The sequence below is a fragment of the Candidatus Binataceae bacterium genome, assembly GCA_035294265.1.
GTDB lineage: Bacteria > Desulfobacterota > Binatia > Binatales > Binataceae > DATGLK01.
In genome coordinates this window covers 1-12,647 of record DATGLK010000086.1, presented here as the reverse complement: position 1 = coordinate 12,647, position 12,647 = coordinate 1, and the positions used below count along the sequence as shown (strand labels likewise).

The window sequence follows — 12,647 nt, the reverse complement described above, 5'->3', positions numbered from 1 at the left end:
TGGAGGCATGGTTGCGAGCACAAACCATTGCGGGCGCAACCTGAGTTCATCGACTTCCTGAAGTCGCTGGCGCAATCGTTGCCGCAAGTCAATCTGATCTGCGGCAACTACGCACCCACGGCCATCCTGCCGTCAAACAATGGCTGGCCCGACCATCCCCGTTTTCATCTGCATTTCACGCACACCAGCGCGTCATGGCTCAACCTGACAGAGCGCTGGTTTGGGCTTACTAGCCAGCATTCAAAACGCAACACTTATTTCCCGCACACAACACTAGAGCGCCTGTACAGCGGTTGCCAGCCGTTCGTATTCCGACCACTCGTTGTAGGCCTGAGCCGCGATTCGCAGCCATAACGCTCCCGCCTGAGCAAAGATTTCGGCTTCGATTCGATGCTTCCGAGCCAGGTGGGCGCGCAATTCCAACTCGACCGTAGGGCGCGAACGAACCGCCCCGATTGCCAGTCCGCTGGGCGGCTTCAGCGCCATCCGAATCGTCGCCATCGCCGCGCACGTCGCGCTCGGCGCCGCGGTTTCGGTTCCCCATGCCTGCGCCAGCATCTCGCCCGCCCGCCGCGCCAATGCGGCATTGCGCGCCATCAAATGGGCACCGCCCAGACGGGCATGAGCGGCCAGTGCGGCCGGTACCGACAGCGCCGGACTCGGATCGCGAGTACCGGTCCAGTCAAATTCCGCGGTAAAGCCGGCGCCGTAACCATGCGAGATAGTGGTGGGATGTATCACTTCGTCAACTTGCGGATTGGCCCACAGGAAACCGCACGGGCGCGGTGCAAACAGCCATTTGTGGCAATTGCCGACATACCAGTCGGCGCCGCTCGCCGGCAGATCCAACTCGATCTGACCGGGCGCATGAGCACCGTCAACGAGCACACGCGCGCCTGCTTGATGCGCTAACTGTGCCATCGCTGCCACCGGCAAAATGCAGGCGCTGCGCGAAGCTATGTGGTCGAGCACTACCAGCCTAGTGCGTGCGCTGAGACGAGAGGCGAGGGCTTCAATCGCTTCGCTTGCGTCCCGCAACGGCATCGGCAACTCGGCAGTGACCACTTTCGCCGGGCCACGCCGGGCTGCGAATCCGATCGCCTTGGCGATTGCAGCATAGGCGTAGTTGGTGGTGAGGATCTCGTCGTCGTGCTCCAGTTCGAGCGAGCGCAATACGGCGTTGCAACCGGTAGTGGCATTATCAACGAAGACGAGGTTATCCGGCCGCACCTTCAGATAACTAGCCAACGCCGCGGCCGCGTCACGCAGCATCTGCGGCAGTTCGCGGGCCATGAAACCGCTGGGATTGCGCTCGATCCGCTCGCGCCAAGCCGCCTGTTCGGCCAGCACGCAATGGGGCGTGAGGCCGAAGCCGCCATGGTTGAGATAGATTAGATCGGGCGCCAGCGGAAAATACGCGCGGGCAGGCGCGCCGTATGCAACCCGGTCTGTCTCGGTGTTTGCGCTCACTCCGCCATATTATCGGGGGCGTGCGCGTAGTTAAAACCGGTTTAGCCGCCGACTGAGGCTCAGGTTTTAGAATGTCAGCGAGCAATTGGGAATCACCACTACCTGATTGGAGCTGAAGGAAGCCACCGCCACCCCCGGCAGGTTACTCGGATCGAAGATCCCGGCCGCTAGACTGAAGGGATTGGGCGCCGCGAGTACCGTATCGAGCGCGAACCCTCCCTTGCCGTCGCCATAGAGGATCGTCAGCTGGCCGGTGCCCGCCAAGCTGACCGCGATATCGGGATTGCCGTCGTTGTTGAAGTCCCCCACCCCTAGCGCCGAAGGCGCGCCCCCATAAGTGGTGGCTACAGTGACCGAAGTAGGGAAGCTGCCCGCGCCGTTGCCAAACAGCACCGTAATGTCGTCGGACAGGCCGTTGGCCACGGCCACGTCCAGATTGCCATCCTTGTTGAAGTCGCCCAAAGCCACGGCGCGGGGAAACTGCCCCACGGCGAAGGCAGTGGGCGAGCCGAACTGGCCACTGCCGTTGTTGAGCAAGATATCGACCGCGTAATCCCCGGCCGCAACCACGGCCAAGTCGGGATTGCCATCGTTATTGAAATCCCCCGCGGCCAGCGCGATCGGATAATCGCCGGCATTATACTGCGTGGGTGGTCCGAAGTCGCCTGCGCCGTCGCCAGGCAAAATCGTCACTGAAGCGGCGCCGTAATTGGCCACCGCCAGGTCGGCGAACCCATCATGATTGAAATCGGCGCTGGCGATTGCCACCGGACTATTGGCGGTGGTGGTAGCGTAGGAAGCGCCGAAGTTGCCGGTGCCGTCGTTGAGTAGCACCGATATGTCGCTGGAGAGCTGATTGACCACGGCCAAATCCAGCAACCCATTATTGGTGAAATCGCTCGCCGCCAGGGCAAAGGGTTCGCTGCCTACCGCAATCTGCGCGCCCCCCACCAGCCCGCCGCCGGCTTTACCCAGAAGCATCGTGACTTGGTTGGATGAGGCGTCGGCCACTGCCAGGTCGGTCAGCCCGTCGCCGTTGAAATCGCCGCTGACTAGCGCATGCGGACCGGCACCCGCAGCAATGCCGGACAGGGAGAACGAGAACTTGCCGTCGCCCTGGTTGGGCAGAATCGTCAACGTGTTGCTGCCGGTATCCGCCGAAATCAAATCGGTCGAGCCGTCCCGGTTAAGGTCCGCCGCCGCCATCGCGGTCGGTTGCGCGCCGGTGCTGTAATACTGGGGCGCGTAAAAGCGGCCCGCTCCGTTGCCGAACATCACCGCGACCATGTTGCTACCCCAGTTCGCGGCTGCTAGATCCAGGTTGCCATCGTGGTTGAAATCACCCACCGCCAGCCCAGTGGGCTTGATCCCAGCGATCAGGTAGGCGGGCGAAAAATTGCCGGTGCCGTCGCCGGTCAGAATTACTGCCAGCGGTTGATTGGGGCTAAGTCCCAGGGACACCACCAGTTCCAGCTTGCCATCGTTCTTGAAATCGCCGGTGATAATGTAATCGGGTTTACCGCTTAGCAAAATATTATGCGCCAAGCTGAAGCTGCCCGCGCCATTGCCCAGCAGAATGCTTACGGTCTGCGAGCCGCTGTTGGTCACTGCCAGATCGAGCTTGCCGTCGCCGTTGAAGTCGGCCGTGACTACATCCATCGGCAGCACTCCGACTACCGGATTCGACGCTATGGTGTAGCCGGAGGCCAGATTGAGAACCACCGAGATCACGCTGCTGCCCTCGCACGCCACCGCCAAATCGACCCGCCCATCGCCATTGAAATCTCCCACCGTCATTCCTTGTGGCACTTTGCCCACCATCACGGTGGCAGCCACGCTGAAGCCTCCCGCGCCGTTGCCATACAAGATTTCCACCGAACTCAATCCCATCGAGACCGCCAGGTCGGGCACGCCATCGCCGTTAAAATCCGCCGACACAATGCCGCGCGGAAGCTGCGGCAGCGCGACGTCGGGCAGGCGTACATAACCGCCGGTTTTTTGGCGCAGCAGCACCGAGATCGACCACGAGTCGGCGTTGAGCGCCACCAGGTCGGGCAACCCGTCGCCGTTGACGTCAATGGCGAGCACGCCGAGCGGATGGCTGCCCACCGTCAGGTCATGGCGTAGCAGCCCGCAGGCCGCCAGCAGACGATGAGGTGGAACCATCGAGGCCACGAACAGAGCACTCAGCGCCATTGTTACAACCATGCGTGCCTTCACTTCCACTTCCTCCCAGCGCAAGTGCTATGATGCTAGCGGCACATGACTGGAACGGTGTGCAAGAAGGAATTGCGACCTGCTCCGAAGAGGTCACCCGCGATGCCAACCGGTGAGCGACTGTTTTGTGCCGGGTATCCCGCTTCGAGCATCGATTAAGTTAACCCGCCAACTTCTCTTTTCGGTCCCGAGAACCTCCGCGCGATCAAGCCGTCGGCACGTGGCTCCCTCTGGCGCACGGCGCTGCCTGCGCCTGGCCCGAGTAGGTTTTAGCTCGGCCGCAAGCCAGGTATGTTGCGCCAGCGTTTACGCTTGAGTTAGTCTCTGGCTTGGCAGCGCTTTAATTTGGTCTAGACGATTTACCTTTTGAATCGATCACCGACGGAGCACGATCTCGATGGCCTGGGAGCGCAAGAGCGTGCAGGTCATTTCAAATTCAAATCCTTCAGCATGCCGAGCAACATGCACACCTCCTTTAGATTTGCGACTCGGCAAGAGCCCACGCGCCCAATCGACCCGACCCTGGGTCTTAATGATTTGACACCGGCCTCGCGCGCGCCTGCAACGGAACACAACTTCGTGCGCTTACCCAATCAGCACCAGGATCAAGTGCCGTCAAAAGGCCGCCGAGAGCTGGAGGGTGGCAGTGTCGGCCCTGGCGGGTTGTGGGGCTAGCGGCGCATAGCGCCCCTGAGCGCAAATCGGCGACGATAGGCCGGGAGTGGTGGGGAGACAAGGATGCCAGGATTCTCACTGCGTAATCCGCATCTGATCATCGTGGCCGCCCTGCTGGTCGTGATCCTCGGGATCATGACCTTGACCCAACTGCCGGTGGACGTCTTTCCACGCCTGTACATCAAGGCGGCCGTGGTCGCCACCTTCTATCCAGGGTTCGCACCGTTGGCGATGGAACAGGATATCACCAGCCGTTATGAACGCTTCTTCACGCTTGGCAACGGCATCGAACATATCGAATCACGCTCGATTCCCGGGGTCAGCGCGATTACCGTTTACTTCCACCCCGAGGTCGATATCGGAGTGGGCGCCGCCAACCTGGCGACCCTGGCGATGGGGGATTTGGGATTGATGCCGCCCGGGACGCTACCCCCGCTGGTGCTTGAATACAACGCGTCGTCGTCGATTCCGGTAATTCTAGTGACGGTGTCCGGCCCGTACGATGAAACCGAATTACAGAATGAAGGGCGCTACAACGTGCGCAACTTCATGGCCACCGTCAGTGGGGCTTCGGTGCCCTATCCTTTTGGCGGCAAAATTCGCCAAATAATGGTTTACTTGGACCGCCAGAAGCTGCAAGCCAAGGGAATTACTCTGGACGACGTCACCAGCGCGGTCAACTCGACCAACCAGATTCTTCCGGCTGGAGACGCCAAAATCGGACCTTACGACTGGTACATCTATAGCAACGCGCAGATCCCCGGTCCCAAAGAGCTCAATCAAGTGCCGGTGATGATCGGCCCCGGCCAGGCGCCGACGTACGTGGGCGACGTGGGCAAAGCCGAAAAGGCCGCTGAAATCCAATATAACGAGGTATTGATCGACGGAAAGCCCTCCGTCTACATCCCGATCTTCAAGCAGACCGGCGCCAATACCTTGGACGTAATCACTGGGGTCAAGCAGGCAGTGCGTCACGTCACGGGGCTGCCCCCCAACATGAAAGTTGGCACCCTCTTCAGCCAAGAAGGAACCATCCTTGAGGCAGTGCATGCCCTGGAGCACGAGGCAGCCTCGGGTGCCATCCTGGCTTCCCTGATGATTTTGCTCTTCTTAGGCAGTCTGCGCTCCACTTTTGCCATTTTTCTGTCGATTCCGCTGTCGATTCTGGCTGGAATCGTCGGATTGGGATTGGCCCACCAAACCATCAACCTGATGACTCTGGGCGGCTTCACACTTGCTATCGGGCGGCTTATTGATGACTCCACGGTGGTCCTGGAGAACATCAATCGCCATCTCGCCATGGGCAAGCAACCGCAAGCCGCCGCGGCCGATGGAGCCGGCGAAGTAACCTACGCGGTCCTGGCCTCCACCATCAGCACCATCGTGGTCTTTCTCCCGGTGATTTTTCTGTATGGTGTGAGCAAGGAGCTGTTCACCGCGCTTGCGTTGGCGGTGTTTTTTTCAATGGCCGCTTCGTACGTAGTCTCGATGTCTATCATTCCCATCTACTGCGCGCGTCTACTTAATCCGGAGGAAGCGCGTCAAGCCGCCCAACGCGAAGCCACTGGCATCGACACCCGGCGCGGACCGCTGGCCGCCTTCGATCGCGGTTACAATCATTTCGCCGAGCGGTTTGCCAGCGTGCTTGATCGCTCGCTCAATCACAAGCTCGCCGTCATCGTGGGGACCGTCGTGCTTTTCGCGCTATCGATGTTGCTGTTTCCTCGCCTGGGGACCCGGCTCTTTCCCGAGACTGATCCCGGCAAATTCGTAATCAACATCACCACCCCGGTGGGCACCCGCCTCGAATTGACAGATGCGGTTGCAAAACATATCAACCAAATAATCCACCAGGTCATTCCACCTCATGACCTGCAAAACGTAATCGCCAACCTCGGGGTAGTAGCCAACATTTCGGCGCTATATACCCCCAATTCCGGCGAGGACACCGGGCAAATCATGGTGGCCCTGCGCAGCTCTCACGTCCATTCCACGCAGTACTACGAACAAGCCGTGAGAGAGGCACTAACTCGCCAAATTCCCGACGTCAAAACCTTTTTCAGCTCCGGCAGCATCATCGATGCCGTACTTGATTTTGGTTCGCTTGCTCCCATCGACATCCAACTCAGCGCCCCGATGACCGAAGACTTCAAACCGATGTTCAACTATGCTCGTCAGATCAACCAGCGCATCGAAGGACTGCCCGAGGTCGGGCAGGTAATGCTCAAGCAGATCGCGGACTATCCAACCGTCGAAATAGACGTGGACCGCACCAAGGCCGCACGCCTGGGTATCACCGAGCGCTCGGTGATTACCAATCTGATCACCGCCATCAACAGCAACGATATGATCAAGCCCTCGATCTGGATCGACCCTCGCAACGGCGACGATTACTATTTGAGCGCTCAATATTTCGAAGAGAACATCAATTCCTTTCAGACTTTGCTCGATCTACCGGTCGGGACGCGGATGGGCGAGAATTATCACGACTATAACTATCGCCCTGCCCGCTCGCGGATTGACTCCGCCTCCGGCCACGAGGAATCCATACTTCTGGGAGAGGTGGCCAGCATCAAGCGGACGCATTATCCGGCCGAGGCCGATCACTACAACATCCAGCGAGTGGTCGACGTGCTGGTTTCGCCGCGCACCAGTGATATGGGTGGCACTCTTGACGCCGTCAAGCGAGCGATTGCCGGTCTGAAAGCGCCACCCGCAATCACGACGTATTTTCGCGGCTCGGTGGTCAACATGCAAAAGACCTTCGCGAGCATGGAAAGCGGATTTGCGTTGGCGGTGCTGGTGGTTTATCTGGTCGGAGTAGCCCAAGGCCGTTCCTGGCTTGACCCTTTCATCTTTTTGTTTTCCGTGCCCATGGGCTTGATCGGAGTAGTTTGGATGCTCTGGGCAACCCATACCACGGTGAATATCGAGTCGATGATGGGTGTGATCGTGATGATCGGGATCGTGGTATCCAACGCGATTTTGCTGATCGATTTCGCCAACCAACGCCGCCTCGAGGGAATGCCTCTGCGTCAGGCCGCGGTCGAGGCGGCGCGGATCAGGATGCGACCGATCTTGATGACCTCCTTGGCCACGGTGGCCGGCTTGACTCCATTGGCGATGAAACTGGAGGCTGGAAGCGCGGCTTCCGCACCGCTGGCGCGCGCGGTCATCGGCGGGCTCAGCGTCTCGCTGGTGATGACCTTGTTTTTGGTGCCCAGCGTGTGGGAGCTGTTTTATTCCCTCAAACCGGCGCCTGCGGCCGCCCCGCCGCCCGCGCAAGCCAATCCATAACTGCCAAGAAGGATCCTGACTCAACGCGCAAAGGAATCACAATCATGACTATCAAAAGCGTCAGCGCCGCGTGCCTGGCGCTGGCAATCGCGGCGGTGCTATCCGCATGCTCTCACCCCGCGACCCGGGCTACACCGCCGGCGACGCCTCGCGTCAGCGTGATTCATCCGCAGCGCGGCGAGATGACGCTGAGTATCGAACTGCCGGGCGATCTGGTGGGCTTTTATGAAGCTGCCTTGCACTCCAAGGTGACGGGCTATCTGAAGTCAATCGCGGTCGATAAGGGCGATGAGGTCAAGCGCGGTGAGGTGCTGGCCGAAATACAAGTCCCCGAACTCCATTCCAATCTTCAGCACGCTCAAGCGCACCTCGTGATCGAAAAGCTCACCTATGAGCGCATAAAGCGAGTTCAGACCTCCGATCCACGTCTGGTTTCTCAGGAAGACGTGGATATGGCTTATGCTCAGTACCAGCAAGCGCAGGCCGCCGTACATACTTTGCAAACCATGGTGGGCTATACCAAAATCATCGCGCCCTTCGATGGCCGAATCACCGGGCGCTTCGTGGACCCAGGCGCTTTGGTGCGCGCCGGAGGCGGCGATTTTGGAGTCAACGAAACCTCGGCCCTGATCTCTCCGGGCGCCACCGAGGGGGCAGGCGGCCATCGTATCGGTGGCGGGCCGATCCTGACTATCGCAAAGACCAATCGGTTGCGCGTTTACGTCTACGTACCTGCACGATGGTGCCGTTATATTCGCCGCGGCACGCCGGCCACCTTGACCGTGGACGGGATGCCCGGTCTGTCAATCAAAAGTTCGGTGACCCGTTATGCGGGCGCCCTGGATCTCACCACCCGCACCATGTTGGCCGAGGTTGATATCGACAATAGCGATCAGGCGCTTTATCCTCGCATGTACGCGCACGTCAAGCTCGATCTGGTTTCACATCCTCAGGCCCTGCGCCTTCCTATTTCCGCGGTGAGTCAAGGTCGCCAAAGCGCCACGGTCCTGGTGGCAAGCAAGGGCGCCGTGACGACGCGTTCGGTCTCGACTGGGCTGGTCGAGCCGAACTACATCGAGATTACCTCGGGCCTCTCAACCGACGATCTGGTCGTCGATCCCTTCAACGCCGACCTTAGAGACGGACAAACGGTAAGCTACACTCAGCCCAACCCACTGGCCGGACCGCCCAATCGCTTGGCGACAAGCAAATGACGGCGCTTAAGTTAGCGCTCACGTTAGGCCCTGGTCAGGCGGGTTTTCAAGCGCGCGAAAAAATCTTCGATGTGGCGGTTGTTGCGGCCGAAATCGCCGATCCCCTCGCGGCCGCGTGATCGCATTTCGATCAGGCTCCCACTGCCTTGCGCCCGGACCTCGATCACCACGTCGTCGTGAAAGCCAAAGACCGCGCTAGTCGCGACTGCCTCCAGCGTTCGCGTAGCCGGATTGGCATAGGTAACCTGCCAATCAGGCATCGCTCTGGCCATGGCCTCGACCTGAGCGAAGGCCGCCGGCGGCGGCAGCAAAGTCGCCAACGGTCCCAAGCCGGGATAGCCTCGCCGCTGGCGCGGCTCCATCCAGGCCTGATTGTAAGCCAGCGAGCGCGAGCTGTTGGCCGGCAGCTCGGCGGCGTGAACGAACTGTGGCGGGTTGGTGTAATCCGTAGTCAAATCGTTGATCGCCGGATAACGCATCGCGACCAGGAACAAGAGCACCGCGCCGGCGCTGATCGCGCCTCCAACCGTCAGGGCAAAAACCGCGCGTTGCTGGGTCCCGAAATGGCGGGTTTGAAAATAACCGATCACTCCAAGCACCAGAGTGAGCAGCCCAAAGAGCAGCCCAAAGAGCATTATCTGCAACCCAAGCATCGGGTCGATAAAGTTCAGATGGGCCGCCAACGGTCCCGCCACTACCAGCGCCAAGGCGATCAAGGCATCGAAATACCCCAGCCATGCCGCAGCCATAGGTTTCGATGCATAGCGGGTTGGCGGCACGCAGACAAGCGGGCAGTTCCGTAAGCTAACGATTCAACGACAGCGGCAGCTACTTTGCCGGCGCCGATTTGGCGGCGGTCGGCGGCACACCGATGGTCCAGGATGCGAGGTATCCCAGGCGATATACAAAATGGGCTATCAGCAACAGCGCCGCCATCGCGGCCGGAACCGCGAGCGTGGGCCACCCCGCCACCAGCACGCCCAGCGCCGCCAACAACGCGCATCGGAGCTGACACCGCCTGACGGCAGCGCGATGGGACAGGCCGCGGTCGATCAGGCGGTGATGAATATGATCGCGATCGGGCCTGCACCAAGCCGCGACCAACTGGCGCCCGCGCCGGCGGCCGGAAGCCTCAGCGAGCACTGGCCAAGCACGTCGAGCGATAGTCAGCAGAACCTCCAGAAGAGGATACGCCATGATCAGCAGAAGTATCTCCAGCCGCACCCAAGGGGAGCAGAAACTACTGATCCGCAAGGCCAGCGCGCCCACCGCGAAACCGGCCAGAAGAGCTCCGCTGTCGCCGGCAAAAATGGTGGCGGGATATCGATTGCGCAGCCAGAAGCCGACCCAGGCACCGGCCAGCAGAGCAGTGGCACTCAATTCAACCGGCTGGCGGCTGAAAGTGGCCAATGCGCCCAGGGCGCTCAACTCGATGATAGCGACGCCGGCGGCCAGACCGTCCAGGCCGTCGATAAGGTTACTGCCATTGCTCACCGCCACCAGCCAGCCCGTGCTTAGGATGGCCAGCGCGCAGGTATCCAACCAGCCACGGCCGGGACAGAGCTGAACAAAGAGCAAGCACACAGCGGCGGCTGCCAGGCCTTCCACCAACAGACGGATCGCGATGGGCAGCGAGCGCAAGTCGTCGATCAGTCCCACCCCGAATACGGCCGTGGCGGCCAGCGCCAAGGTTGGCCATTGAGCTCCGATCAGGGATATGAACAATGGCCGATTGAAAGACGCGCTGAGCAACAAGCCCCAGATCAGCGCGCCAAACACCGCCAGCCCCCCCAGGCGTGGAATGGGAGCCAGGTTGACCCGGCGCGGCTCGGGGCGATCGATCGCGCCCAGCGCACGCGCCAGGCTGGCAGCCGGCGCGGCCAGACTCCACGCCGCAATGCCAGTTGCAATCGCCAGCATCGCCAGTAAGGCCACTTCAGTCCCGCCCCTGGCGCGGCAGATCGTTGACCGCCCGGCTGACTAAAAACGGTCCCAGCGCCAGCGCGTCCATGTGCGTGCGCATGAAACAATCCACCGCCTCCTCGGGTCGGCAAACGATGGGCTCGTTCTCGTTGAAGCTGGTATTGAGCAGGGCTCCAATCCCGGTGCGCCGCTCGAAGTCCTTCAAGAGCGCATGCAAGCTGGGATTGAGCTGCGCGCTCACGGTTTGTACCCGCCCAGTGTGATCGACGTGATCGACCGCGGCCAGGCGCGCCTGATAAGCGGGACGAATGGGAAAAACGTGGAGCATGAAGGGCGAGGGTTCGCTGGAGGTGAAGTACTCGCCTTGGCGCTCGGCCAGCACTGCTGGAGCGAAGGGCCGAAAGGGTTCGCGATGCTTGACCCGGCCATTAAGCAATTCGCGCATCCCCGGCCATCCCGGATGGGTCAGGATGGAACGTGCGCCTAGCGCCCGCGGCCCCCATTCCATTCGTCCCTGAAACCAGCCCACCACCTCGCCTGCGGCCAGCGCCGCGGCGGTACGTTCAATGAGCGCGGCCGGCTCCAATCGCTCGAAGCGCAGGCCGCGCGCAACCAGCGCCTGGCGGCATTGCCCTTCGTTGTACTCCGGGCCGTAATACGGGTGGTTCAGGTGCAATCGCGCCGCGTTGGGTTGTAGGCGCTGCTGGGTGTAGAGCGCCGCACCCAGCGCCAACCCCTCGTCTCCAGCCGCTGGTTGAATGTAGGTCTGTTCAATCCCGGTTTCGGCTTGCAACTTGCCGTTGACGACGCTGTTGAGTGCGCACCCGCCTGCTAAGGCCAGCCGCGGGCTGGGCGTCAGCGTAAGCAACTGACGCACCAGCGACAGCGCCGCCTGCTCGAAGCGACGTTGCAGGCCAAAGGCCAAGTCTCTGTCGCGCGCGCTCAGCGCAGCGCCTGGCGGGCGCGCCGGGCCAAGCTCCGCACTCAGCTTGGGGGTAAAGCCGGCGGTCAGCCGGATGCGGCCGTCCTCGCCGATGGTGAAGCCCTGATCGCTGCCGGTAGGGGCGAAGTAGTCGAAGTTCAGCGCATAGTCGCCATTGCTATCGATCTGCAGCAGTCGCTCGAACAGTTCGGTGTAGCGATCGTTGCCGTAGGGCGCCAGCCCCATCACCTTGCCTTCGTCGCCATACTCGCCGAAGCCCAAAAAGCGCGACATGATGCCATAGAACAAACCCAGGGATTGGGGCAGGTAGATGCGCTTGAGAACCTCGATGTGTCCGCCTTCGCAACGCGCCAGCATCGCCGAGACGAAATCGCCCGAGCCGTCGTAACTAAGGCCGGCTGCGGAGTCGAAATCCGAGCACAGATAGGCGCTGGCGATATGAGCCAGGTGATGCTCGATGCGGTGGACGGCAAAGCGCAGCCGCTGGGGCGCCACTTCCAGCTCCTGGGCGAACAGAGCATGTAGATCCTCCAGCGCCGCCCGGCGCCGTCCAATCGCGAGCAGGTTGGGCAGGCGCCCGGGATTGCGCAGCGCGTAACCCAGCTTGCGGCCCAGATTGGCGCGAGCGTTGCGCGCGATCGCGACATGATCGACCTCATCGATGGTCAAGCCAGCGGCCGCCAGGCAGGTTTGAATCGCGCGGCGCGGGAAGCCGCCGAAATGCTTGACCCGGTTGAGCCGCTCTTCCGCCACCGCCATCACCAAGCGGCCATCGACCAGCAGCGCCGCCGCCGCGTCGCCATGAAACAGGTTAAGCCCCAGCACGTTCATCCGATCGCACTCTCCTTACTTTCGGCCATCGCGCTATTTCGCCACTGCGCAACCCCTCTTCCGCCGGCGGGGCGAAA

7 protein-coding genes and 1 pseudogene are annotated in these 12,647 nt (G+C 61.2%); 3 read left to right on the top strand and 5 right to left on the bottom strand.

Annotated elements, in window-relative coordinates; genetic code table 11:
* Positions 1-153: 153 nt before the first annotated feature.
* A pseudogene (locus VKV28_13800) lies at positions 154-285 on the top strand (IS630 family transposase).
* On the opposite strand, the gene VKV28_13795 reads toward VKV28_13800, so the two are convergent.
* Together VKV28_13795 and VKV28_13790 are read right to left on the bottom strand one after the other, a co-directional pair.
* Positions 274-1,470 (bottom strand): aminotransferase class V-fold PLP-dependent enzyme, encoded by a 1,197-nt coding sequence (locus tag VKV28_13795; protein ID HLH77871.1) that lies wholly within the window; start codon positions 1,468-1,470, stop codon positions 274-276. The pseudogene VKV28_13800 and the gene VKV28_13795 overlap by 12 nt on opposite strands.
* A 66-nt stretch (positions 1,471-1,536) precedes the next feature.
* Positions 1,537-3,690 carry a VCBS repeat-containing protein gene (locus VKV28_13790; protein HLH77870.1) on the bottom strand — a complete coding sequence of 718 codons (2,154 nt, stop codon included), beginning with the start codon at positions 3,688-3,690 and terminating at the stop codon, positions 1,537-1,539.
* A gap of 735 nt (positions 3,691-4,425) precedes the next feature.
* On the opposite strand from VKV28_13790, the gene VKV28_13785 reads away from it, so the two are divergent.
* Positions 4,426-7,659 (top strand): efflux RND transporter permease subunit, encoded by a 3,234-nt coding sequence (locus tag VKV28_13785; protein HLH77869.1) that lies wholly within the window; start codon positions 4,426-4,428, stop codon positions 7,657-7,659.
* Positions 7,660-7,703: 44 nt separating this feature from the next.
* On the top strand, positions 7,704-8,873 hold the full coding sequence (locus VKV28_13780; GenBank protein ID HLH77868.1) for an efflux RND transporter periplasmic adaptor subunit: 1,170 nt from the start codon (positions 7,704-7,706) through the stop codon (positions 8,871-8,873).
* Between the two features lie 23 nt (positions 8,874-8,896).
* Here the strand turns inward: VKV28_13780 and VKV28_13775 are convergent, their stop codons facing one another.
* From VKV28_13775 to VKV28_13765, 3 genes are all read right to left on the bottom strand, one after another.
* Positions 8,897-9,622 (bottom strand): DUF1499 domain-containing protein, encoded by a 726-nt coding sequence (locus VKV28_13775; GenBank protein ID HLH77867.1) that lies wholly within the window; start codon positions 9,620-9,622, stop codon positions 8,897-8,899.
* 79 nt (positions 9,623-9,701) lie between these two features.
* Positions 9,702-10,808 carry an MraY family glycosyltransferase gene (locus VKV28_13770; GenBank protein ID HLH77866.1) on the bottom strand — a complete coding sequence of 369 codons (1,107 nt, stop codon included), beginning with the start codon at positions 10,806-10,808 and terminating at the stop codon, positions 9,702-9,704.
* Between the two features lies 1 nt (position 10,809).
* Complete coding sequence (locus tag VKV28_13765; protein HLH77865.1) at positions 10,810-12,570, bottom strand: carbamoyltransferase C-terminal domain-containing protein; 1,761 nt, start codon at positions 12,568-12,570, stop codon at positions 10,810-10,812.
* Positions 12,571-12,647 lie beyond the last annotated feature (77 nt).